General features: G+C 60.5%; 19 protein-coding genes and 1 riboswitch. Of the genes, 6 read left to right on the forward strand and 13 right to left on the reverse strand.

Annotated elements, in window-relative coordinates; translation table 11 throughout:
* Nucleotides 1-84: 84 nt before the first annotated feature.
* The 4 genes from ACRY08_RS07790 to ACRY08_RS07805 all read right to left on the reverse strand — a co-directional run bounded on the left by ACRY08_RS07790 (nucleotide 85) and on the right by ACRY08_RS07805 (nucleotide 6410).
* Nucleotides 85-2652 (reverse strand): putative PEP-binding protein, encoded by a 2568-nt coding sequence (locus tag ACRY08_RS07790; protein WP_432449342.1) that lies wholly within the window; start codon nucleotides 2650-2652, stop codon nucleotides 85-87.
* Between the two features lie 118 nt (nucleotides 2653-2770).
* Nucleotides 2771-4996, reverse strand: coding sequence for a glycine--tRNA ligase subunit beta (gene glyS / locus ACRY08_RS07795; protein WP_432449343.1), 2226 nt, complete (start codon nucleotides 4994-4996; stop codon nucleotides 2771-2773).
* Nucleotides 4997-5001: 5 nt separating this feature from the next.
* On the reverse strand, nucleotides 5002-5439 hold the full coding sequence (locus ACRY08_RS07800; RefSeq protein WP_432449344.1) for a DUF6446 family protein: 438 nt from the start codon (nucleotides 5437-5439) through the stop codon (nucleotides 5002-5004).
* A gap of 26 nt (nucleotides 5440-5465) precedes the next feature.
* Nucleotides 5466-6410 carry a glycine--tRNA ligase subunit alpha gene (locus ACRY08_RS07805; protein WP_432449345.1) on the reverse strand — a complete coding sequence of 315 codons (945 nt, stop codon included), beginning with the start codon at nucleotides 6408-6410 and terminating at the stop codon, nucleotides 5466-5468.
* Between the two features lie 214 nt (nucleotides 6411-6624).
* Here ACRY08_RS07805 and ACRY08_RS07810 point away from each other — a divergent pair, with 214 nt between their 5' ends.
* Entirely contained in the window at nucleotides 6625-8442 is a 1818-nt protein-coding gene (locus ACRY08_RS07810; RefSeq protein WP_432449346.1) for a serine protease, read from the forward strand.
* Between the two features lie 12 nt (nucleotides 8443-8454).
* On the opposite strand, the gene ACRY08_RS07815 is transcribed toward ACRY08_RS07810, so the two are convergent.
* The 7 genes from ACRY08_RS07815 to ftsY form a co-directional block, all read right to left on the reverse strand.
* Nucleotides 8455-9903, reverse strand: coding sequence for a TrkH family potassium uptake protein (locus tag ACRY08_RS07815; RefSeq protein ID WP_432449347.1), 1449 nt, complete (start codon nucleotides 9901-9903; stop codon nucleotides 8455-8457).
* Nucleotides 9904-9975: 72 nt separating this feature from the next.
* Nucleotides 9976-10194 (reverse strand): DUF1127 domain-containing protein, encoded by a 219-nt coding sequence (locus tag ACRY08_RS07820; RefSeq protein WP_432449348.1) that lies wholly within the window; start codon nucleotides 10192-10194, stop codon nucleotides 9976-9978.
* A gap of 119 nt (nucleotides 10195-10313) precedes the next feature.
* The gene (gene folE2 / locus ACRY08_RS07825) at nucleotides 10314-11420 is read right to left on the reverse strand and encodes a GTP cyclohydrolase FolE2 (protein WP_432449349.1); all 1107 of its coding nucleotides are present in this window, start codon (nucleotides 11418-11420) and stop codon (nucleotides 10314-10316) included.
* A gap of 85 nt (nucleotides 11421-11505) precedes the next feature.
* Nucleotides 11506-12684, reverse strand: a complete 1179-nt coding sequence (locus ACRY08_RS07830) for a trans-sulfuration enzyme family protein (RefSeq protein ID WP_432449350.1) — start codon at nucleotides 12682-12684, stop codon at nucleotides 11506-11508.
* A 68-nt stretch (nucleotides 12685-12752) separates the two neighbouring features.
* Nucleotides 12753-12831: riboswitch (SAM riboswitch) on the reverse strand.
* A 23-nt stretch (nucleotides 12832-12854) separates the two neighbouring features.
* Nucleotides 12855-13478: an inner membrane-spanning protein YciB gene (locus ACRY08_RS07835; protein WP_432449351.1), complete on the reverse strand. Its 624-nt coding sequence runs from the start codon at nucleotides 13476-13478 to the stop codon at nucleotides 12855-12857.
* A 10-nt stretch (nucleotides 13479-13488) separates the two neighbouring features.
* Nucleotides 13489-14391 carry an EamA family transporter gene (locus ACRY08_RS07840; RefSeq protein ID WP_432449352.1) on the reverse strand — a complete coding sequence of 301 codons (903 nt, stop codon included), beginning with the start codon at nucleotides 14389-14391 and terminating at the stop codon, nucleotides 13489-13491.
* 6 nt (nucleotides 14392-14397) lie between these two features.
* Nucleotides 14398-15696: a signal recognition particle-docking protein FtsY gene (ftsY, locus tag ACRY08_RS07845; protein ID WP_432449353.1), complete on the reverse strand. Its 1299-nt coding sequence runs from the start codon at nucleotides 15694-15696 to the stop codon at nucleotides 14398-14400.
* A gap of 103 nt (nucleotides 15697-15799) precedes the next feature.
* On the opposite strand from ftsY, the gene ACRY08_RS07850 reads away from it, so the two are divergent.
* Nucleotides 15800-16546: a hypothetical protein gene (locus ACRY08_RS07850; RefSeq protein ID WP_432449354.1), complete on the forward strand. Its 747-nt coding sequence runs from the start codon at nucleotides 15800-15802 to the stop codon at nucleotides 16544-16546.
* Between the two features lie 110 nt (nucleotides 16547-16656).
* Here the strand turns inward: ACRY08_RS07850 and ACRY08_RS07855 are convergent, their stop codons facing one another.
* The gene (locus ACRY08_RS07855; protein WP_432449355.1) at nucleotides 16657-17292 is read right to left on the reverse strand and encodes a lysoplasmalogenase family protein; all 636 of its coding nucleotides are present in this window, start codon (nucleotides 17290-17292) and stop codon (nucleotides 16657-16659) included.
* A gap of 103 nt (nucleotides 17293-17395) precedes the next feature.
* On the opposite strand from ACRY08_RS07855, the gene ACRY08_RS07860 reads away from it, so the two are divergent.
* Nucleotides 17396-18295, forward strand: a complete 900-nt coding sequence (locus tag ACRY08_RS07860; protein ID WP_432449619.1) for a lytic transglycosylase domain-containing protein — start codon at nucleotides 17396-17398, stop codon at nucleotides 18293-18295.
* Between the two features lies 1 nt (nucleotide 18296).
* On the opposite strand, the gene ACRY08_RS07865 is transcribed toward ACRY08_RS07860, so the two are convergent.
* Complete coding sequence (locus ACRY08_RS07865; protein ID WP_432449356.1) at nucleotides 18297-19982, reverse strand: NAD(P)H-dependent oxidoreductase subunit E; 1686 nt, start codon at nucleotides 19980-19982, stop codon at nucleotides 18297-18299.
* A 193-nt stretch (nucleotides 19983-20175) separates the two neighbouring features.
* Between ACRY08_RS07865 and ACRY08_RS07870 the strand changes: the two genes are divergently transcribed.
* From ACRY08_RS07870 to ACRY08_RS07880, 3 genes are all read left to right on the forward strand, one after another.
* On the forward strand, nucleotides 20176-21249 hold the full coding sequence (locus ACRY08_RS07870) for an alkane 1-monooxygenase (protein WP_432449357.1): 1074 nt from the start codon (nucleotides 20176-20178) through the stop codon (nucleotides 21247-21249).
* A 111-nt stretch (nucleotides 21250-21360) separates the two neighbouring features.
* Nucleotides 21361-22188, forward strand: a complete 828-nt coding sequence (locus ACRY08_RS07875) for a TerC family protein (protein WP_432449358.1) — start codon at nucleotides 21361-21363, stop codon at nucleotides 22186-22188.
* Between the two features lie 146 nt (nucleotides 22189-22334).
* Nucleotides 22335-23219: a 5-bromo-4-chloroindolyl phosphate hydrolysis family protein gene (locus ACRY08_RS07880; protein WP_432449359.1), complete on the forward strand. Its 885-nt coding sequence runs from the start codon at nucleotides 22335-22337 to the stop codon at nucleotides 23217-23219.
* Nucleotides 23220-23224: the final 5 nt, after the last annotated feature.

The raw sequence follows: 23224 nt of genomic DNA on the forward strand, positions 1-23224 counted from the left end.
CCCCCCAGAAACTGAACGGCTGAGCACGTCAGCACTGGCGCTCTTTACTCAAATTGTCAGATTCGGTCCAGCCCGGTGCGGCAATCAGCCCTGCTTTGGTCCATCTTTCATTTGATCCAAAACGGCCAGATGTGCCGCCGCCAGCCGTGCGACCGGCACCCGGAACGGGGAACAGGACACATAGTTGAAGCCGGCGTCGCGACAGAAGCGGATGCTTTCCGGATTGCCGCCATGTTCGCCACAAATGGACAGTGTAAGCGATGCATCTTCCGCCCGGCCGCGTTCTGCGCCGATTTGCAAAAGCTCTCCGACCCCATCCGCATCCAGCATGTGAAACGGGTCCTCTTCATAGACGCCTTGTGCCACATATTCGGCCATAAACCGGCCTGCATCATCACGCGACAAACCATAGGTCATCTGGGTCAGATCGTTGGTGCCGAACGACATGAAAGATGCATGTTGCGCAATTTCGCCCGCACGTAGCGCCGCACGCGGGGTTTCCACCATCACGCCTAAACGGTAGTCCACATCGGCCCCCTGTTCGATGCGCACAGCGGCGGCCACGGCGTCAATCCGGGCCTTCACGATCTCGACCTCGCGCTTTGCCGATACCAGCGGGATCATGACCTCTGGCACCACCGGATCACCGGATTTCGACGCCTCAATCGTCGCCTCAAAAATGGCCCGCGCCTGCATGTCGTAGATTTCGGGCACGGTGACGCCCAGCCGAACCCCCCGCATGCCAAGCATCGGGTTGAATTCGCGCAGACCCGCAACACGGCGCTCCACGTCCCGCAAAGGCAGGTCCAGCGCCTCGGCCAGCTCTCGCAGACCTTCACGCCCATGCGGAAGAAATTCGTGCAAGGGCGGGTCAAACAGACGAATGCAGACAGGCTGGCCCTGCATGATCTCAAAAAGCTCGGTGAAATCCGCGCGCTGCATAGGAAGAAGGCGATCCAGCGCAGCCCTGCGGTCATCAGCATGATCTGCAAAAATCATCTCTCGCATGGCCAGAAGGCGATCATCATCGATGAACATATGCTCGGTCCGGCACAGCCCGATCCCTTCCGCCGCAAACATCCGCGCATTGCGCGCATCGGGCGGAGTATCCGCGTTGGCGCGCACACCAATATCGCGCAGCTCGTCTGCCCATGTCATCAATGTCTGGAAGCTGTCGCCCAGCTCGGGCGGGAGCATATTCACCGCACCTGCCAAAGCTTCTCCGGCAGCCCCATCTATGGTGATGATGTCGCCCTCGCGGAAGGACCGGCCATCAGCAGCCCGCAATTTGCCCTTTTTCTTGTCCAGGGTCAGATCGCCCGCCCCAACCACACACGGCAACCCAAGCCCGCGCGCAATCACGGCCGCATGGCTGGTGATGCCACCGCGAATGGTCAAAATCCCCTTGGCTGCATGCATGCCACGAATGTCTTCCGGGCTGGTTTCGCGGCGCACAAGGATGCAGTCCTCGCCTTGCGCGGCCAGCGCCTGCGCCCGGCGGGCATTGAAAACGACCTTGCCGGTGGCCGCGCCGGGGCTGGCAGCAATCCCGCGTGAAAACAGGTCCCGATCGCCCGATGGATCGATCTGACTGTGCAAAAGGGCCGTCAGCGCGCGCGGCGGGATGCGCAAAACAGCCTCTTCCTTCGAGATGATCTTGTCCTGAGCCAACGAAACGGCAATGCGCACATTGGCCCGTTCTGCCCGCGGCACGCGCACCGCGTCGAGGATAAAGAGCGCATCGTTTTCGATGGTAAACTCGATCTCCATCTCTTCGCGCAGACGGGAGCGGCACAGCGCGCCATAGCGCAGAAGGTCGGCGAAGTTTTCTGGCAGCACTTCTTCGATCGAACGCCCGCGTTCATCCTTGGTCAGATACATCACGTCGCGATCTTCGGCCTCGGTCAGCGCATCACGCCCCTGACTTTTGCAAAGATAGCGGCCACGGATTTCGCGATGCCCGGTGGCGCCATTTACAAACTGAATGACCCCCGATCCGCACACGCCCTGCCCGACACCCAGCGCCATTTTCTGCACCACAAGCCCAAGCCCGGCATCCGCAGGTGCGCCCTTGGCCTGACGCAGAAGCCGCGCGGTTGTCCCCTCCCAAGCCCTTGCCATGGAACGCAAAACTTCCGCCAACTGCTCTTTAGGGTCCTGCGGAAAATAGCTGTCGGTTTCTTCCTCATACAGCTCCAGCGCCGCTTTCAGCGTGGCTGCAGAGGGGGTCGAGAAATCGTCAAACTCATCCGGGTCCAACCGGCCCACATGCACGGCATAGGCCTGAATAAAACGCAAATACAGCGCGTTGGCGGCGGTTTCTCCGTGGCTTTCGCACAGTTTTGCGTGCACCACATCATTCATCCCGATATTCAGAATGGCGCCGGGACCACCCCAGTCGGGATCTTCTGATGAGGGGCGCACCGATACCAGCGGGTCATCGCCAAACAGGGCCAGCATCGCGTCAAGATCCGGCATGTCCCCGGCAGACACGCCATGCACTGCCTCAAAGCTCAGCGCACAAGTGAGCGGGACCGGCATCTCGAGCCGGATGAGCCGTTGCAGGCATTTGGCCCGCCCGCCGTGACGATTATTTTCGATCGCCGCTGTGGGGGTGATTTCGAGAAAACCCTGGTCTGTATCTTTCTGCACCGCAGCACCGCCTTTCGCCGATCACCATAACGCGACGGGCGTGTCATACAAGGGTTACATGCGGCAGCGCGGCGGGCCGGATGGATAATCCCCCGGCCCGATCAGGGCGTTACGTGGATCAGCCTTCGATCCGCGACAGGTCGGCAACGCCACCGCAAGTCGTGCGGATACGCGACAGCAGGTTCAGGCGGTTGCGGCGCAGCACCTGATTGTCCGCATTGATCTGCACGGCCTCGAAAAACGCATCAATCGGCGCGCGCAGGGCCGCCATGGCGGTCATCGCGGCGGCGAAATCCTCGGCCTGCATCGCGGGCGTGATGGCAGCTTCTGAGGCATCAAGTGCTGCGAACAGCGCCTTTTCGCTGTCATCTTCGGCGAATTTCACATCCGCACCATAGGAGTATTCCACGCCATCTTTTTCCTCCGCCTGCGCCAGAATATTCGACGCGCGTTTGACGCCCTGAAGCAGGTTTTCACCATCATCAGTGGACAGGAACCCGGCCAGCGCCTCGGCCCGTTTGACCAGAAGCGTCAGATCATCATTGCCCGGCATAGCAAGGCAAGCGTCGATCACGTCGTGACGGATACCTTTGTCTTTCAGGTAAACCTTCAAGCGGTCGTGGAAGAAAGACAGAAGATCACGCGAAACATCCGGCAGGTTATCCCTGATCTCTTTCATATGCGCCGACAGATCACCGTCGAAATGGTCAAGGATGGTGCGGATGGCCGCGCCGAACACGCCGTGATCGGCGATCTCGTTGTCGAGGTCACGCAAAAGCGCCATGCGCACGTCACCGTTTTCATTCAGCGCGATTTCATGGCGCAACAGCTGGGCGTCAAAGAGCTTGTCCAGCTCGACCCGAAGACCATTGTCCAATACCAGCCTGATCACGCCCAGTGCGGCGCGGCGCAGCGCAAACGGGTCTTTGGACCCCGTGGGCTTTTCGTCAATGGCCCAAAAACCGGTCAGCGTATCAAGCTTGTCAGCCAAAGCCGCGGCAACCGACACGGGCGCGGACGGCACATCGTCAGAGGGTCCGAGCGGCGAGTAATGCGCAAGCGCGGCATGGGCCACCTCCGGCGAATACCCCGCAGGCGCGGCGTAGTATTTGCCCATCAAGCCCTGCAATTCGGGAAACTCGTAAACCATTTCCGAGCTGAGGTCGGCCTTGGCCCACCGCGCGGCTTTCTCTGCCAGATCGGCATCGGCCCCGACCGAGGGTGCCAATGCGCGGGCCATCGCGGCGATCCGGTCGATGCGTTCGGCCTGACTGCCCAGTTTGTTGTGGAAGGTCACGTCGGTCAGGCTGTCGAGCCACGGTTGACCACCGGCTTCGGCCACGCGAATATCGTTTTCCCAGAAGAACTTGGCGTCTGCCAGACGGGCAAAGAGCACCTTCTGGTTGCCCGCCAGAATGGTCGCGCCGTGATCCGAAGTTTCGCGGTTGGCCACGGTGATGAACTTCTCGATCCGGTCAAACTTGGGGTTTTTCACGGAAAAGAATTTCTGGTGCTCGCGCATCGAGGTTTGCAGCACCTCGGGCGGCAAGTGGATGAAATCCTCGGCAATGTCACCCATCAGGACAACCGGCCATTCGACCAGCCCTGCGACCTCGGCCAGCAGCCCTTTGTCTTCGACAATCTCAAGCCCTTGGGCGAAGGCCGCGTTCTGCGCTTCGGCCCAGATGTGATCGGCACGCTCAGTGGGCGACAGGATCACCTTGGCGGCTTTCAGCTTGGCCTCGTAGTCGGCAAATCCTGTGACCGCGAAGCGTCCGGGGGCCATGAAACGGTGGCCTTCGGTGGTGTCACCCGCTTTGATCCCGTCGACCTCCATCGGCACGACAGAGGCACCGGCCTCATCCGATAGGATGCAGAGGATCGAGTGCAAGGGGCGCACCCAGCGAAGCGACCCCGTGCCCCAGCGCATCGACTTGGGCCATGGGAAATTGCGGATCGCGTTTTCCAGCACCTCGGCGATGATATCCGCCGCCGGACGCCCCTGTTTTTCGATGGTGGCGAAATAGACGGGCCCCTTGGGGGTGTCGCGTTCTTCCAGCTGATCACGGGTCACGCCTGCGCCGCGCAGGAAGCCCTCGATCGCTTTATCCGGTGCGCCCACCTTGGGGCCTTTGCGTTCTTCGCGCGTGTCTGGCGACTGCGCCAGCAGGCCTTCGACGGCCAGCGTCAGGCGGCGCGGCGTCGACAGGGCGGCGGCACCGGCATAGGTCAGGCCAGCCTCGACCAGACCATCGGTCACCAGCTTTTTCAGATCCTCGGCAGCGCGGGTTTGCATGCGCGCGGGGATTTCTTCGGAAAAGAGTTCAATCAGCAGGTCGGGCATGTCGGTTACTCTTGATATTTTTCGTTCAGCTGATGCCAGGCAAAGCCCCGGCCGTCAGGGAAAATGGCGACCACGCGGTCCACGCCATCCTTGATGTTGCGTTCACCCAAAAAGGCCAGTGCTTCGCCCTGTTCAATCGCGGTCCCGATGGCAACCGCGTCAAAGCAGTCAAACCAGCCGGGTGCCGTCAGGGGGGTGGCGTCTTCGTAGGGTTCAAAGGTTTCGGTGAGCATCGCAAGGCTCATCGTGGTGGTGAAACACCCGCGGTAGCGCAGCGGAGAGCTGTCCGCGTCGATGCCTTCGAAACTGTCATAAAGCACGATCTCAGGCTGGCCGGTGACCATATTGGTCATGCGCACGCCGTCGCCTGCCGACACCTCGTCATAGAAGGCGTAGAGCTGCAGATAATAGATCGCAACGCCAGAGATCAGGGCCGTTATCACGATAAATGCTCCTAACAGACGGCCGCTCACGCCGCGTCTCCGTCCTGGGTCCACCCACCGGCCGTGGTCTGCACGAAGGCGTCGGCGCACAGTTTCGCCAAGGCGCGCACGCGCCCGATATAGGCCTGACGTTCCGTGACCGAAATCACGCCGCGCGCGTCCAGCAAGTTAAAGAGATGCGAGGCCTTGATGCACTGGTCATAAGCCGGATGCGCCATGATGATGCGCTTACCGGTCTTGGGGTCGATATGTTCCTGATCAAGGATCGCCTGACATTCGGCCTCGGCTTCCTCGAAATGGCGCAAGAGCACATCAGTGTTGGCCACATCGAAATTCCAGCGGGCGTATTCTTCTTCGGTCTGTTTGAACACGTCACCATAGCTCAGCGGGATCATCGCGTCGGGCGCGTTGAACGGCATGTCCATCACGTGATCAACGCCCAACACATACATGGCCAGTCGCTCCAGACCATAGGTCAGCTCGCCCGAGACCGGTTTGCAGTCATGCCCGCCGACCTGCTGGAAATAGGTGAACTGGCTGACTTCCATGCCGTCACACCAGACCTCCCAGCCCAGACCCCACGCACCTAGGGTGGGGCTTTCCCAGTCGTCTTCCACGAACCGGATGTCATGCAGATCCATGTCGATGCCGATGGCTTCGAGCGACCCCAGATACAGCTCTTGCAGATTGGGCGGGCTGGGTTTGATCAGCACCTGATACTGGTAGTAATGCTGCAAGCGGTTCGGGTTTTCGCCATAGCGCCCATCGGTCGGGCGGCGCGAGGGCTGTACATAGGCCGCAGCCCACGGCTGCGAGCCAAGCGAGCGCAGCGTGGTCGCCGGGTGGAACGTGCCTGCGCCGACCTCCATGTCATAAGGCTGCATCACGGCGCAGCCCTTTTCAGCCCAGTAGTTCTGAAGCCGCAGGATGATGTCCTGAAAACAGGTCGGTTTCGTGTCGGTCTTGGCCATAGCGCTGCCCATCCGGTCGTTTGATCTGACGTTGCCACTCAATAGGCCCTGCCCGGATGGGGGTCAACGCGGGAAAACCCCTGTTTGGCGACGGCATGCGCCTTTTGGGGCAAAGAAATTTCCCATAGGCGGCGTGCGCGATGTTGACCTTGAGTGGGTGCATTGTGTTACTTGCCCAAAAAGAATTTCATAAGCCCGACGGGCCAGAGGATCCATGACCAAACGATTTGCCATCGCCCTTGCTGCCAGCCTGACCACCTGCCTGACCCCTTTGGGCGTTGTGGCCCAACAGACCACAACAGGTGCCCAAGCGCAGGGCGAGGTTGCTTGGATTCAGGTGGAAGCTCAGCCCAACCTGACGGCAGCCGAAGACCGCGTGCGTGCCTATGCAGCCCGGATGGAAGGCGTAAACGGGTTTCGCATCGGCGCAAACTGGTATGCGATCGTCCTTGGTCCCTATTCGCCCGATGCCGCAGCTTTGCAGCTGCGCAGCCTGAAAAACGCAGGCATCATCCCGCGCGACAGTTTCATCGCCGAAACGGGACAGTTCCGTCAGCAATTCTGGCCCGTTGGGGCAAATGCGCTGACCAGCGGGGCCGCGGTGATCCAGACACCTGTTCCAGAGACAGAACAGCAGGTTTCCGTACCGGTCGCCACCGTAGAACCGGCACAAGACACCCCGGCAGAGCCTGAGCCGCCGCGCGACGAGACAAAACGCGAGGCGCAGAAATCCGAACGTCTTCTGAACCGTGACGAACGCAAGGCGTTGCAGGTCGCGCTTCAGTGGGAGGGCTTCTATACCTCGACCATTGATGGCGCCTTTGGCCGCGGCACCCGCCGGTCGATGGCCGCATGGCAGACCGACCGCGGCTATGACCCCACGGGCATTCTGACCACCCGCCAGCGCGCCGAGCTGCTGGACGGCTACCAAGCGGTGATCGACGGTCTTGGATTGACCGATTTCGTGGATGAAACCGCGGGCATCGCCTCGCCAATTCCCGGCGCCATGGTGAAATTCGCGCGCTATGAAGCGCCATTCCTTCACTTCGACACCAAAGACGACAGTGGCGCCAAGCTGGTGATGATCAGCCAATCGGGCGATCAAAACACGCTCTTTGGGCTTTATGACATTCTGCAGACACTTGAGATTGTGCCCGCAGATGGACCGCGCAAACGTGGCAAAAACAGCTTCACCATCGAAGGTGAAAACGACCAGATCACGTCTTTCACGCAGGTCAAACTGTCTGATGGCACGGTGAAGGGCTTCACGCTTGTCTGGCCCAAAGGCGACAACAAGCGCCGCAATATGGTGCTGACAGCGATGCGCAAGGGCTTCAAATCGACCAGCTCTGCCGCGCTGGCCGACAATGCCGGGCTGGATCAGACGACGCAAAGCCTCGATCTGATTTCCGGGTTGGAAATTCGCCGCCCCGTACGGTCCCGGTCCGGCTTCTATGTGGATGGGTCTGGGTCGATCCTAACCACTGCCGAAGCGGTCAACAGCTGCGGGCGCATTACGATCAATGACGACCACGAAGCGACCGTGAAAGCGGTGGATGAGGCACTTGGCCTGGCGCTTTTGACCCCGACCGAGCCGCTGGCACCGATTGCGCACGCCGCCTTTCTGTCCAACGCGCCGCGCCTCAACAGCGACGTGGCCGTGGCCGGGTACAGCTTCGAGGGCCGCCTGAACGCGCCCAGCCTGACCTTTGGCAAACTGTCCGAACTGACCGGCTTGAACGGAGAGGCCGAACTGACCCGCCTGGCCCTGGCCGCCCTTCCCGGTGACGCCGGTGGCCCGGTTCTGGATGCAGGCGGCGCCGTGATGGGCATGCTTCTGCCCGCCCAGAAACCTTCGGGCCGGGCGCTTCCGGGTGATGTCAGTTTCGCGCTGCAATCCGCCAGTGTCTCGGCGTTTTTGACCGAAAACGGCGTCACGGCCGAAGCCACGGATGTGACCGCGTCGATGGACCCGATTGACCTGAGCGCGATGGCCGCCGACATGACCGTTCTGGTAAGTTGCTGGGAATAAGACCCGCGCAGATCACCCGCGCCAAAAGCCCACGGTGAACAGCACATAGACCGCCAACAGCTCCAGCCGCCCGATCAACATCGTGGCGGCGAGCAGCCATTTGGCCTCGTCACTGAGCGTGGCGAAATTGCCGGCCGGCCCCACGATCTCGCCCAGACCCGGCCCGATATTGGCCAGCGCCGCCGCAGCGCCCGATACCGATGTGACGAAATCCAGCCCGGTCATCCCCAAAAGCACCGCCACCACGCCCAAGGTCACGATGAAAAAGACGAAGAACCCCATGACCGAGGACAGCACCTCGTCACCGACGCGCCGCCCTGCGTAGCGCGGTGTAAAGATCCCATGCGGTGAATGGATCGCGCGGATCTGGGCCTGGATCGAAGAAAACAGCAGCTGATAGCGGAAGATTTTGATCGAACAGGCCGTCGATCCAGCGCAGCCGCCAATGAGGCCGATGAAAAAGAACATCACCACCGGAAAGGCGCCCCAACCCATATAATCCTGCGAGGCATAGCCTGTACCGGTCAGGATCGAGGTCACGTTGAAGAGCGTTTTGCGAAACCCCTCTTCCGTTTGAATGCCATCGGCAAGCCAGCGCCACGTCATCAAGATCGCAACAATTGCCAGAAGCGTGCCGAAAAATGCGCGCACCTGACTGTCTTGCAACAGCGGGCGCGCTGTGCCTGCCAGAATTTGCACGTAGCGCGCAAAGGGCAAAGCCGCGAGCAGCATGAAACACACCGCCGCATATTCCACCCCCGGCCCGAAGGCGCCAAACGAGGCGTCGTAATTGGCATAACCGCCGGTGGCGATGGTGGTCATCGCATGGGTGGCAGCGTCGAAAAGGTCCATGCCCATGGCGAAATAGGTCAGCGCGCACAGCCCGGTCAGCGTGAAGTAGATGACTGAGATGCGCGATGAAATCTCGGTGGCGCGCGGCAGGATTTTGCCCGAGGTATCAAAGCCTTCGGACCGGAAAATCTGCATACCCCCGACCCGAAGCTCGGGCAGAAACACCATCGCGACAACAATGATCCCGATGCCGCCAAACCATTGCAAAAGCCCGCGCCAGAACAAGAGCCCTTTGGGCAAGGCCTCGAGCCCCGACAGCACAGTCGCGCCGGTGGTGGTCAGACCCGACATCGCCTCGAAAAACGCATCAACCGGACGGGCATCCAGTTCGGAAAAGGCAAAGGGCAGCGCGCCAAAGACAGGCAAGGCCAGCCAGACGCCGGTGGTCAGCAAGAAGGTCTGTTGGATCGACAAGCCTTTGCGCACACCATTGGCAGTTGCCAGCGCCATCGCGCCACCAAACAGCGTTGTGATCACCGCGCTTTGCAAAAAGACGATCCAATCCGCGCTGCCATAAAGCAGATCAATCCCCATTGGGATCAACATCGTGGCACCCAAAGCTGCCACAAGCAGGCCGGTAACATAGATGACGGGGCGCAGATCGAACATGGGCGCAGGGTTGGCCCCCCGCGCCCATAGTGTCAAGCATCAGATGTCATGCTGGCCCCATCAGGCCCGTGCTCAGACGTAGAAGAGGTCCGAAAACACATGACGTACAATGTCGTCCCGCTTGATGCCTTTTGCAGCCAATTGGGCGTCTGTCATTGATTGCAACGCCTGGATGCGTTTCATGCGTGATGAGTTTTCTGCAGCGGCCACCAGACCGTTCCCAATTGCAGAAAAGAACGATTTCAGTGACGCGAAAACAGGTGTGCTTGCGTGAAGAGTTTGAGTAGCCATTGGAAACCTCTCGGCAAATGTGCGTTGGTTTCCTCCCTGACCTCAAAATAGGTCAGCATTGCTGTCGACACCACTGACAAAACCGCAACCCCGCCATGCAAATCAGTTCACTCGACGGATCACCCTACGTGAAACAGGGTTGAGAACAGCTTTGGATCAAGGCTTTCCGCGTCAAAGGTTTCGCCTTCGGTCAGGATCGACACGGCATCGTGGCTGTGCAGGCTTTCCTGGTGGCTGGCCACCACGCGGAAATCTCCGATCCGGTCGTCTTGCTGCAGTTGTTCGCAAAACAGCCGTGCTGCATCTTCGACGAAAATGGGATTGGCGGCATTGAGTTCGGCAAAGGCCTGTTCGTCTTCGCGTTTCACCATCACCTGCGTCTCGGTCGGCACGGCGATCCGACAAAGGTCGATCAGGTCTTCGAACCACAAGGTGCCCGTCGGCTGGTGGATTTTCTCGACCGATATGCGCGCCACCGAGCGTTGTGAATGCGGCGTGGCCAGCTGCCCGCGCATCTGGCGGGCATGTTCTGACAGCTCCAGCGAACAGGGGCAGGTCGAGGAATAGACATAGTCCAGATGCATGAATTTGCGCCGCTTGCCGCGATGCTCGACCAGCTCCAGCGCGATGTCGTAAAACTGATATCCCGACAGGCCAGAACGCAGGCTTTCCACCCGCGCCGGATAGGAAAACCGCATCTCGATCCGCGCATCAAGGCTTTCCAGATCGGTCTTGTAATCGTCCAGCGCCGCTTCGATCACGTCAAAGCTGAAGGTCTTTTCCGCATGGGCATAAAAGCTGCGCATGATGCGCGACATGTTGATGCCCTTCTTGCCGGCCTCAAGGCTGACCGTGCCGGTGACCGAGGTCTCAAGCGTCACATCCTCGCTGTCGCGCGTGTGATAGCGAATAGGCAGGCGGAAGTTCGAAATACCCACGTGTTGAATGTGCCGTTTGGCGCCCTGGATCAGGCTGGCAGGGCCGTTTTGCAGGTCGGGCATCGACGCCTTGTAAGCCGCATCGGGCTCGAAATCAGCCGGGTAGTCGCGGCTGAGATCGGGGTAGTTGGACAGGGCCGCATCGGGCAAAAGCCGGGCAATGGCCGGGTCCAGCGCCGCCACTTCGACCGGGTCGGCCTTTGACGCCCAGTTGCGCAGCAGTTCCAGCGCGTCCTCGGCCGCACGCATGTCCGGGGCGTCGCCGCCCTTGCGCTTCATCTGGTTCATCACGGACCCTCCGATCCTGCCACACACCCACTAACATAGGTATATGGCAGGGATTCTCCAAACGCACAGGGCGAAAAGCGACAAATCAGGCCGCGTCCAAGGCTTGTTTCAGGTCGGAAATGATGTCGTCGGGGTCTTCCAACCCGATCGACAGCCGCACCAGCCCATCAGAAATACCAAGCGTATCCTTCTGGTCCTGCGGCAGACGCTGATGCGTCGTGGTCGCTGGATGGGTGGCGATGGATTTCGCATCGGCAAAATTGTTCGAGATGGTGAATATCTGAAGCGCGTTGAGGAAGCGGAAACAAGCCTCTTTCCCGCCCGCGACCTCGATGGCCAGAACCGTCCCACCCGAGGGCGCCTGCTGCATGGCCACCGCGTGCTGCGGGTGGCTGGGGTGCTGCGGATAGCTCATCCGCAGAAGCTTGGGGTGATCCGCCAAAGCCTCGGCCACCTGCATTGTCGCGCCAGCCTGCGCCCGCACACGCAGATCCAGCGTTTCCAGCGCCTTCAGATGGGTCCAAGCCGCAAAGGGATTGATCGCGCCGCCCGTGTGTTTCACGTAAGCCTCAATCGGACCACGGATCAGGTCGCGCGGGCCACAGATGGCCCCGCCCAGCATCCGCCCCTGCCCGTCCACATGTTTGGTGGTCGAATAGACCACAAGGTCCGCGCCCAGCCGCGTGGCATAGGAATAGACCGGCGTCGGCATTGCGTTGTCCACCACCACCAGCGCGCCATGGTCATGGGCCAGTTTCACCACATGAGCCAGATCGATCACCTCGAGCGTTGGGTTCGAAATCGCCTCAAGGAAAACGAGCTTGGTGTCGGGGCGAATGGCGGCCTCCCACGCGGCGTTGTCGGTGCCGTCGACCAGCGTAATCTCGACCCCAAAACGACCCAACACATCTTCCAGAATGTAAAGACAGGACCCAAACAGCGCGCGCGAGGACACGACGTGATCCCCCGCCTGCGTCAGCGCCATGAGCGCGCCGTTCACCGCCGCCATGCCCGAGGCACAGGCGAAAGCATCTTCGGTGCCTTCGATGGCGGCAATCCGGTCTTCGAACATGCGGTTTGTCGGGTTGCCGTAACGCGCATAGATGAACTCGTCCGGGCCGCTTTCGATAAAGCGTGCCTCGGCGGCTTCGGCGGACGGATAGGCGAAAGCCTGGGTCATGAACATGGCCTCGGACAGCTCGCCATACTGGCTGCGACGGATGCCCCCATGCACCGCTTCGGTCCGTTTGCCCCATTTCGTCATCGCGCGTTCCTTTCGCACAAAAAAACCCCCACCGCGATAGAGCGTCGGGGGTGTTCGTACGGGTCTGACCTGTACTGTCCCTGACCTCTTTAGCAGAATGTTTTACGAGGCCCGCAATCCGGTGAACAAATCGCCTCGGTGCCGTTTCCTAGCGGCTGTGCGACATATCGTCAAGCCTGACCGCTGTCATCTTCGCTGGTGCCCTCTTCGACACCAAAGCGTTTGAACAGCCCCGTCTGGGTCATGAAAAACGCAAACGTTGCGGCGGGCAGTCCGAAGGTTTTGAAGTTCACCCAGGCATCCGTGGACATGGCGCGCCAGATGGCTTCATTGGCCACAGCCAGCACCAGAAAGAACAACGCCAGACGCTTGGTCAGGATCATCCAGCCCTCGCGTTCCAACGGCAAAGCCTTGTCCATCACCGCTTCCAGATAGCTTTCCCCGCGCATCAAGCCAAAGCCCAACACGCCCGCGAAAAGCAGGTAGATCATCGTCGGTTTCATCTTGAAGAAACGTTCGTCGTTGAACCAGATCGACAAGCCGCCGAAACCCACCACAAGCACCAAGGTGACGATCTGCATTTTCGACAGATGCCCGGTGATACGCCACAGGGCGAGCGTGGCCAGCGCCAGCACCGGGATGAACATGGCCGTGACCGCGACAAAGCCTGAATATTCAGTGCCCGCGACCATGAATGTACGGTCCTTCAGCATCGTGTAGGCCACGAAAAAGAGGATGATCGGCCCGTATTCCAACGCGGCTTTCAGGCCGGGGCTTGGCTGTTTCTCGGTCATGGGAACTCCTTTATCCACCCATCTCGACTATCACGGCGCCCGCCGCGATCAAAGCCATCATCGTCAGGCGGCGCGGACCCACCTTTTCACCCAGCACCAGCCAGCCAATCAGGGCCGCAAATACGGTCGAGGTTTCGCGCAGCACGGCCGCCTCGCCCACGCTGTCCAGACGGGTGGCCAGCATGATCGATCCAAAGCTGAAATAGGCAACGAATGCACCCAGAAGGCCGCGCCCCATCAACGGGGCCAGCGCAGGGCGTTCCGCCATGTTCCACCACCGAAGCCCCGCGATCACCGGCATGAAAAACCCGTCGATGAAGAAAAACCACGCAAGGAAGGTGAAGGGATCAGCGGTCGCGCGGATGCCGTAGGCGTCATAGGTTGTATAGGCCGCGACGAAAAGCCCGGTGACCACGGCCATCGCCAGCGCTGGCTTCAGCTTGTCGCGCCCAAGCGGCCAGTGGCGCAGGTTATAGGCGGCCAGTGCGAAGATGCCCGCGACCAGCGTGGCCACCCCCAACCATTGCAGCCCCGTGAAGCGTTCGCCGAACAACAGCCCCGCGCCGATCACGGTGAAAAGCGGCCCGGTGCCGCGCACCACAGGGTAGACCACCGTGTAAGAGCCCAGCTGATAGGTATAGCTTTGCGCCAGTTTGTAGCCCACGTGGATCACGAAGACGACGGCAAAGATCGGCCACATATGCGGCTCGGGCCATGGCACGACGAACAGCGCAAAAGGCGCGGCGATCAGGCCATAGCTCAGATCAATCGCGCCGCGTGACAGCCATGGATCGTGCCGCCCTTTCTGAAGCGCCCCGAAAAGCGCGTGTAGGAAGGCGGCAAACAAGGCCAGTGCCAGCGCAAGGTCATGCCCGGCGGCGGTGCCTTCCAGCGAGGTGAGCCAATCGCTCATCGCACATCACTCGGTGATGCCGATCAACGCACGGGCAAACTCTTCGGGGTCAAAGGGCGCCAGATCGTCGATCTGTTCCCCGACGCCGATGGCGTGAATGGGCAGGGCGAACTTGTCTGCCAGCGCGACCAGAACGCCGCCCTTCGCGGTGCCGTCAAGCTTGGTCATGACCAGCCCCGACACATCCGCCAGATCCTGAAAGGTGCCGACCTGAGACAGGGCGTTTTGACCGGTCGTGGCGTCCAGCACCAGAAGGGTATTGTGCGGTGCGGTTTCGTCTTTCTTCTTGATAACGCGGACGATCTTCGCCAGCTCCTCCATCAGGTCGGTGCGGTTTTGTAACCGGCCCGCGGTGTCGATCATAAGAAGGTCGGCGCCATCGGCTTCGGCTTGTGTCATGGCGTCAAAGGCAAGCGACGCGGGGTCCGAGCCTTCGGGCGCGGTCAGCACCGGCACACCGGCGCGGTCGCCCCAGACTTGCAGCTGCTCCACGGCGGCGGCGCGGAACGTATCGCCTGCCGCGATCACCACTTTTTTGCCAGCTGCCGTGAATTGGCTGGCCAATTTGCCAATGGTCGTGGTCTTGCCTGCGCCGTTTACCCCGACGATCAACACCACCTGCGGGCGTTTGGGATAAAGCGGCATGGGCACCGCGACAGGTTCCATGATGCGGGTGACCTCTTCGGCCAGCACGGCTTTAATCTCGCCCACGGAAAGCTTCTTGCCGAAATGCCGTTCCGAGATATTGGCCGTCACGCGCATGGCCGTATCGACGCCCATATCCGACGTGATCATCAGATCCTCAAGGCTTTCCAACATGTCATCGTCAACCGTGCGACGAACGACTTTCTGCGCCTCCTTGCGGCCAAACATACGGCCCAGAAGTCCAGGTTTGGCACTTGGGATGGGCGTGTCTTCGACCAGCGCATCAACGGTGGTTTCGACGGGCGCGGGTTCCGGTTCCGGTTCCGGTTCCGGTTCCGGTTCCGGTTCCGGTTCCGGTTCCGGTGAAACCTCAATCGTTTCCTCAACAATGGCAACAGGCTCAGGCTCAGGCTCAGGCTCAGGCTCAGGCTCAGGCTCAGGCTCAGGCTCAGGCTCAGGCTCAGGCTCAGGCTCAGGCTCAGGCTCAGGAGAAACAGGGGGTTCCAAGGCGGTTTCGTCAACAGAAACTGGTGCCGCCTCTTCGGTCAGGGTCTCCACGACCTCCTCTTCACCGCCATCTTCAACGATCGCCTCAAGCCCTTCTTCGAGCTTCGAAGAGGATTTGAACAGCCGTTCCTTGAGTTTCGAGAAGAATGCCATGCGAGCGACCCCATACTGCTTTTCTTTCACCTAAGGCACAAAAGGGCAGGATGGAAGGGGTTCCCCCCCTTCTAAACCCTTATGAAAATGATACACAGCGCAGATGACCAACCATGACCGCCATTTTGACAACCCGGCCCTGCAACGCCAGCTTGACCAGTTTCTGGCTGATCCCGATGCCCGGATTGCTCGGCTAGAGGATGAGGGCCAGACTTTCTGGGCCAAAAAGGCCGAGACCCTGTCTCTGCGGTGGCGCCTTCAAAAGGGCGACCCAATGAAGGCGTTCCGCGCCGATGTTGCGGGGCATCATGCCTTTGCAAATGCCGGTGTGCCGGTGCCTGACATCGCGGCCGAGGGCGAAAATTTCATTGTCACCGCAGATTGCGGCCCAACCCTGTCCCATATTCTTGTGAACCGTCTGGGAACGGAGGCGGACAGAGCAAAGGCCTTCCACGTGGCAGGGGCTGAACTGGCCAAAATGCATGCCAAAGGCCTGTCCCATGGCCGCCCTGCAATCAAAGATATGTGCTGGGATGGTCAAAGCATCGTGCTTTTGGATTTCGAACGATATTCACCTGCGCGCAATACGCCACGCGGGCATATGTATGACCTGATTATCTTCATTCATTCCATCTATGGCTTTGTGCCAAAGGATACCCCCGAAGCGCGTTCGGCGGCCGATGGCTATCGCGAGGCCGACACGACGGGCACATGGGATCGCGCGGCGGCATGGTGTGAAAAGATGCGCTGGCTTGATCCGGTCACCAAGCCCCTGCAATGGGGCAATCGCGTTGGCGCGATGGAGTTCAAGGCCATTCCCCTGACGCTCAAAACATTTGGTGTGCGTTAAAGCACTTCGACTTATTGTTGAGGCACGAGAATATGTCGAAACGCGCGGAACCTATCACTGATGTGGGTGTATCGAGATCAACTTGTGCTCCAACGTGATCTTGAAACGCTTTAGGCTGCAAGCCCGCCCAAAAGGATCAAAAGCTGCCCCGCGATGTAAAAGCCCCAGATCGCATATCCGGCCTTGAACCGGTGGTGATAGGTGTCCGACATGCGAAACAGGCTGATCGCGAGGATGACATCTGAAACGATGAACAGACCCGCGCCGATGACCGTCCAGCCAAAGGGCAAGGCCAGTGCACACAGCCCCATCACCCCGATGATGATGACATAGAGGCGCACGGGCCATTGAAGGTGACCTGTATGGGTCGCCAGCCACAGCTCGGTCGACACCATCAGCCCGACCAGCACAAGCGCAGGAATGGGTGCGGTGGAAAACGCCTCGTATATCGGTGCGCCTGAAAGGGTCAGAAAGTGAAGGATGTACAGAAGATGCGCCAGGGCGAAGGCTGACAGCCCGTAGAGAAATGGCCCGTCCCCATCCCGCGACAGCCCAAAATCACCCAGCGCTGACAGAAATAACCCGGCCACAAGATAAGCGCTTGCCCCCTGCTGATAGGCTGCGAAGGCAAAGGCCAAAAGCGGCACGGTCTTCACGAAACTGCGCGGCCAGCTGGGCGCCGCAGAGGTCAGGGGCAGATAAAGGGCCGCCATGAAAAGCCCAAGGATCACGGGAAGTTCTGTCATATCGTCCGGGTCAGGTTGCGTCCCCTCAAGCGATGCGCGTCACAAAGGGAAAGGTCAAGTGTGACGTTGACAGAAGGTAACAGGCGCGCAGGATGGGCGCGTGATGCGATTTCCTGTGTTTGCCCTTACCGCCGCCTTGGCTCTGATCAGCGCGATGCCTGCGCTGGCACAGCTCAGGCAGGTGGCCTGCACGGGGCTTGGGCGTGAACCGGTGGTCTGTATTCGCACCGCAAATTTCGCCCCGGACACCTGCCGCGCCATCGAGGTTCTGGCCACGCACCACGGTCTGGACGTTGGTTTCTTCGCGCGGCTCATTTGGCAGGAAAGCCGGTTTGACCCCAACGCCATCAGCCATGCGGGCGCGCAAGGCATCGCGCAGTTCATGCCGGGAACGGCGAAACTGCGTGGCCTGAGGAATGCCTTCAACCCCGCCGAAGCCCTGGATCGATCCGCTGAATACCTGGCGGAGATGACCAAAACCTATGGCAACCCGGGGCTGGCCGCGATTGGCTACAACGGTGGCGAAAAGCGCGCCGAAGGGTTGATCGCAGGCACCAGGGGGCTCATGCGCGAAACACGCGACTACGTGCGGATCATCACCGGGATGCGCGCGCCCGATTGGCTTGCCCCGGACGTAAAAATGCCGGACCTGCGGCTGGATGGCGACACGCCGTTTCAGACCGCCTGTGAAGACATGGCCAAAACCCGTCGCCTGTCCCCCGCCCCTCAGTCAAAACCCGCGCGCGCCCCTTGGGGGGTGCAGCTGGCCTTTGGCACCACCCGCGCAAAGGCCGAGGCCGGGTTTCGCGCCAAAACCCGGTCCTGTCGCAAGCTGATTGCAGGCGAGGTGCCAGACTACGTGCCGGTGAAAAACCGGGTCAGCGGGCGGCGCGGGTTTCTGATGGCGCGCATCGGGCGCGACACGCGCAAAAGCGCGATGGCGTTGTGCCGCAAGCTGTCGGCCTCTGGCTGCACCTGTCGCGTTTACCGCAACGAGGGGTAAGTCACACCTCGTCAGGGAAGTGCTTCATGGTCAGACGGATCGGGTTCGGCGCCGCCTGCCCAAGTCCACAGATCGAGGCATCGACCATCGTCTGGCTCAGCTCTTCCAGCAAGTCCTGATCCCATTTGTCGGCCTGCATCAGCTTCACGGCTTTCTCGCAGCCGACACGGCATGGGGTGCACTGACCGCAGCTTTCATCCTCGAAGAACCGCAGCATGTTGAGCGCGGCCTGCTTGGCGCTGTCGCGGTCTGACAGGACCACCACGGCGGCGGAACCGATGAACGTACCATGTGGCTGCAGCGTGTCAAAATCCAGCGGGATGTCGGCCATCGACGCGGGCAAAAGCCCCGAGGACGGTCCGCCCGGCTGATAGGCTTTGAAGCTGTGACCGTCAGCCATGCCACCGGCAGCCTCGATGATATCGGTGATGGTCGAGCCTGCGGGCAGCAGATGCACGCCCGGATTGGCGACACGGCCCGACACGGAATAGCTGCGCAACCCTTTGCGGCTGTTTTTCTCGACCGAGGTCAGAATCTCGGGCCCTTCGCGCATGATGCGGGCAACCCAATGCAGGGTCTCGACGTTATGCACCAGTGTCGGGCGGTTGAAGATGCCCACCTGCGCCACAAAGGGCGGGCGGTGGCGGGGAAGGCCGCGTTTGCCCTCGATCGATTCGATCATCGCGCTTTCTTCGCCGCAGATATATGCACCCGCGCCCCGGCGCAGGTCGATATAGCCGGGCGTGACGATGCCCGCTGCTTCCAGAGCCGCGATTTCACGGCCAAGGATCGCCAGCACGGCGGGGTATTCGTCGCGCATGTAGATGAAACAGGTTTCGGCCTCGACCGCCCAGGCGGCGATCAGCATGCCTTCCAGCATCAGATGCGGGGTGCGTTCCAGATAGTAGCGGTCTTTGAACGTGCCCGGTTCGCCCTCGTCGCCGTTGACGGCCAGATAGCGCGGACCTTCGTTGGCGCGCACAAAGCCCCATTTGGTGCCGGACGGAAAGCCCGCGCCCCCAAGGCCACGCAGGCCTGCGGACAACACGGTGTCCTGCACGTCTTTCCAGTCAGCACCTGCGCGCAGCTCGGCCAGTTTGGCGTAACCACCTTCCGCCTGATAGGCGGCCAAATCCTGATAGTCGGGGATATGCGCGTGGGTGTCGTCGGATTGGATAGCAGCGACGGTCGCCTCGAACGTGGCGTGATCAATGTGGTTGTGGCCCAACTCCAGAACCGGCGCCGTATCGCAGCGCCCCATGCACGGCGCACGCACGACGCGCACCTCGGATGCGTCCAGCCCGTCCTCAAGCGCTTTTTGCAGTGCTTCGGCACCGGCCAGTTCGCAGGACAGGGAATCACAGACGCGAATGGTCAGCGCAGGCGGAGGCGTCTCACCTTCTTTCACCACGTCGAAATGCGCGTAGAAACTGGCGACCTCGTAGATCTCGGCCTGACCGGTGCCCATTTCCTGCGCCAGCGCGCGGATGTGATCGGCAGACAGATGGCCGTATGCGTCCTGAATAAGGTGCAGAAACTCGATCAGCAGGTCACGACGGCGGGGCCGTTCCCCCAAAAGGGTCTGGATCTGGTCCAGTGCATCCATGTTCAGCTGGCGGCCTTTGGGCGTGCGCCGCCCCTTGCCTTTGCCTGACTTCCAGATGCCTTTTTTGTCGTCCAGCGCCATGGCTTACCCCGTTTCATCCTTGTGAAGAACGTCGCCAACATAGCGGGTCACGCCCATGACGCGCCATTCAAAAGCGACATACCCATGACGGATTGCGCAACTTGCATAGGGTGGATTGCACAGCCTTTGATTTTCGTCGATAGTTCGGCCAGCCAAGCTGGGGGGCGGGCTGCTTGTAACACCGGAGGCCATCATGGCGCTTTCCATCCCTGTGGATCATCCGCTGCGCTATTTCGCCGTGGCGTCCCTGACACCTGTTTTGCTGATTGCTCTGGGCGCCATATTCGGCGGCGTGATGGCGCTGATTGCCCTGACATATATGACCGCTTTGGCCTTTGGGCTGGACGAGGCCGTCGTGCGCCTGGCGCCCGCGCTGGACGAAGACGAGGTCGCGCAGGATGCAGACCGGTTGTCGGCCACGCTTGCGGTCAGCCATTTCGCGCTTCTGGCTCTGGTGGTCTTTGCGCTGTCCGGCGGCACCGGGCTGGGCGTGGGCAGCGTGGTCGTGGTGTTCCTGTCAGCCGGGTTGTTCTTTGGGCAGGTCTCAAACTCAAACGCGCACGAGCTGATCCACCGGGGCGACCGGAAGCTCAGATGGCTGGGGGTCTGGGTCTATATCTCGCTTCTGTTCGGCCATCACAGTTCGGCCCACCCGAAAGTGCATCACCGCTTTGTCGCCACACCCGATGACCCCAATTCCGCCCGGCAAGGCGAAACCTTCTATGACTTTGCCCCGCGTGCCTGGGTGGGGTCTTTCGTGGCAGGCTACGAGATGGAGAAACACGATCTGAGCCGCAAATCAGGCCGGGGGCTGAACCCCTATGTGATCTATATCGCCGGCGCAGCGCTGATGCTGGTGCTGGCGGTGCTGATTGGCGGATTTGGCGGCTTGATCGGATATTTGTTGGTCTGCATGCATGCGCAAATGCAGCTTTTGCTGTCTGACTTCGTTCAGCACTATGGGCTGCAGCGCGCAAAACGCGAAGATGGCAGCTATGAACCGGTCAGCGCGCACCACAGCTGGAACGCACCGCATTGGTTCACCTCACACCTGATGCTGAACGCGCCGCGCCATTCAGATCATCACGCCCACCCGATGCGCCCCTACCCGGCCCTGCGCCTGCCCACCGCAATGGAAGCCCCGATGCTGCCCTATTCGCTGCCCGCCATGGCCACGCTGGCCCTGATCCCCAGCCTGTGGAACCGCGTCATGACCCGCGCGCTGACCCGGTGGCACCAGCAGCTGTCGCAATCCACGCACGACTGACAGCGAACGGCGTGAAATTGCCGAGAACGGGGCCAATCCGCCCCGCTTTCCCCCTTGCCCTGTGAGCGCTCGCATCTATGGTGCGGCACTGAAACACATGCGGAGGGGCAGATGGCCGACCTTTTGACTTTTGAAAACCTCGGAAATCTTCTGATGCTCTGCTTCCTGCAGGCTGTGTTGGGGTTTGACAACCTTCTCTACATCTCGATTGAAAGCCAGCGCGCGCCCGTTGCCCATCAACGCGCGGTGCGCTTTTGGGGCATTATCATTGCCGTTGCGCTGCGTGTTGTGCTGCTTTTTGCCATGGTGCACCTGATCGGCGCACTATCCGAACCGTTCTACACATTCGACATGCCCGGGATCATCGAAGGCGGGGTGAACTTTGCCACCGTGGTTTTTGTCTTCGGCGGGATCTTCATCATCTACACAGCGGTGAAGGAAATCAGTCACATGTTGTCTTTGGACCATCTTGGTACGGATGTGTCCCATAAATCCGGCAAATCAGCGTTTCAGGTCGTGCTGCTGATTGTCTTCATGAACCTGATTTTCAGCTTCGATTCCGTCTTGTCCGCCATCGCCATCACGGATGTCTTCCCGGTGCTTGCCGCAGCGATCCTTCTGTCCGGGCTTGCCATGTTGCTGCTGGCCGATGGCGTCACCCGGTTTCTTGAGAAAAACCGCATGTATGAAGTGCTGGGCCTTTTCATCCTTCTGATCGTGGGCGTGGTTCTTTTGGGCGAAGCTGGCCCGGCAGCGGCTCATGCGATGCATGATGACAGCCTGCAGATCAAAATCATGGGCTATGACCTGATCCCGATGTCGAAAACCACCTTCTATTTCTCGGTCATTGTCCTCTTTGTCGTCGAGGCGATCCAGTCGGGTTACTCGCGTAAACTGGCCGCTGAACGCCATGCTGAACAAAATCGCAGCCACGGTTAAACATGGAAAGAGACGCGTGGCGCGCCTATATTGACGCCGAACGGCAACCGAAAGGAGCCTGACTTGTCCGAAAACGGATTGCAGAAAACCGCGTTTTTTATGCTTTTGGCACTGATCCTCTACGTCTCGATCGCGGGGGGTGCGTGATGGCACAGCGATATGGGGGCGAACACAGCCCCGGCGGACAGCCCAAAAACACGGCGCCCACGCGGCGCCCCTTTGACGGCAAAGAGCCCGCGCGTTCCGCAGGCCGCGTGAACTTCCTGTTTCTCGCCCCGCTGCCGCTGGCCGTCAGGGCTTTCTTTCAGGACCCTGCGGGTCTGGCGATGACACTTGCGGCTTTTGGTCTTTTGATCGGGTCTGCGTGGCTGACACGCGACGGTGTGATCGCCCATCAAGCCTATGATGCCCGCAAAATCGCTCGCCGCCCGGCGCTGCCGCGCAAGCTGTTTGGCAGCGTCCTGATGGGCGCGGGTCTGGGGCTGGCGGGCTTTGCCGGAGGCTCTGTCATCAATGCAGCAATCTTTGCCGTCCTTGGCGCAGCACTGCACCTTGCGGCCTTTGGCCCGGACCCCCTGCGCAACAAGGGCGTGGAGGGCATCGACGAATTTCAAACCGACCGCGTGGCCCGCGCTGTGGGCGAAGCCGAGAAGCATCTGACCGCCATGCGTGACGCCATCGCGCGCACCCGTGACCGCCATCTTGACGCGCGGCTGGACCAATTCATCACCACCGCCCGCGACATGTTCCGCACGGTGGAAAACGATCCGCGCGACCTGACGGCGGCCCGCAAATTCATGGGTGTCTACCTTCTGGGTGCACGCGATGCGACCACCAAGTTTGTCGATATTTACCTGCGCGATCCCCATGGCGGCGCGCGCGCAGATTACGAAGTGCTTCTGGATGATCTGGAAGCCAATTTCGCCGCCAAAACCCAACAGTTTCTAACCGACGACCGCAGCGACCTTGATGTTGAAATCGAAGTATTGCGCGAACGACTGGCACGCGAAGGCGTGACCGCAAACGAGTAAAGAGC

The organism is Aliiroseovarius marinus, assembly GCF_050881025.1.
GTDB classification, from domain to species: Bacteria; Pseudomonadota; Alphaproteobacteria; order Rhodobacterales; family Rhodobacteraceae; genus Aliiroseovarius; species Aliiroseovarius marinus_A.

Bases quoted from the DNA above. Each gene is read 5' to 3' on its own strand.
- glyS (WP_432449343.1), bottom strand. From the start codon at position 4,996: ATGCCCGACCTGCTGATTGAACTCTTTTCCGAAGAAATCCCCGCGCGC.
- ACRY08_RS07805 (WP_432449345.1), bottom strand. From the start codon at position 6,410: ATGGCCAAGACCGACACGAAACCGACCTGTTTTCAGGACATCATCCTG.
- ACRY08_RS07810 (WP_432449346.1), top strand. From the start codon at position 6,625: ATGACCAAACGATTTGCCATCGCCCTTGCTGCCAGCCTGACCACCTGC.
- ACRY08_RS07815 (WP_432449347.1), bottom strand. From the start codon at position 9,903: ATGTTCGATCTGCGCCCCGTCATCTATGTTACCGGCCTGCTTGTGGCA.
- ACRY08_RS07820 (WP_432449348.1), bottom strand. From the start codon at position 10,194: ATGGCTACTCAAACTCTTCACGCAAGCACACCTGTTTTCGCGTCACTG.
- folE2 (WP_432449349.1), bottom strand. From the start codon at position 11,420: ATGAACCAGATGAAGCGCAAGGGCGGCGACGCCCCGGACATGCGTGCG.
- ACRY08_RS07830 (WP_432449350.1), bottom strand. From the start codon at position 12,684: ATGACGAAATGGGGCAAACGGACCGAAGCGGTGCATGGGGGCATCCGT.
- ACRY08_RS07835 (WP_432449351.1), bottom strand. From the start codon at position 13,478: ATGACCGAGAAACAGCCAAGCCCCGGCCTGAAAGCCGCGTTGGAATAC.
- ACRY08_RS07840 (WP_432449352.1), bottom strand. From the start codon at position 14,391: ATGAGCGATTGGCTCACCTCGCTGGAAGGCACCGCCGCCGGGCATGAC.
- ftsY (WP_432449353.1), bottom strand. From the start codon at position 15,696: ATGGCATTCTTCTCGAAACTCAAGGAACGGCTGTTCAAATCCTCTTCG.
- ACRY08_RS07850 (WP_432449354.1), top strand. From the start codon at position 15,800: ATGACCAACCATGACCGCCATTTTGACAACCCGGCCCTGCAACGCCAG.
- ACRY08_RS07855 (WP_432449355.1), bottom strand. From the start codon at position 17,292: ATGACAGAACTTCCCGTGATCCTTGGGCTTTTCATGGCGGCCCTTTAT.
- ACRY08_RS07860 (WP_432449619.1), top strand. From the start codon at position 17,396: ATGCGATTTCCTGTGTTTGCCCTTACCGCCGCCTTGGCTCTGATCAGC.
- ACRY08_RS07865 (WP_432449356.1), bottom strand. From the start codon at position 19,982: ATGGCGCTGGACGACAAAAAAGGCATCTGGAAGTCAGGCAAAGGCAAG.
- ACRY08_RS07870 (WP_432449357.1), top strand. From the start codon at position 20,176: ATGGCGCTTTCCATCCCTGTGGATCATCCGCTGCGCTATTTCGCCGTG.
- ACRY08_RS07875 (WP_432449358.1), top strand. From the start codon at position 21,361: ATGGCCGACCTTTTGACTTTTGAAAACCTCGGAAATCTTCTGATGCTC.
- ACRY08_RS07880 (WP_432449359.1), top strand. From the start codon at position 22,335: ATGGCACAGCGATATGGGGGCGAACACAGCCCCGGCGGACAGCCCAAA.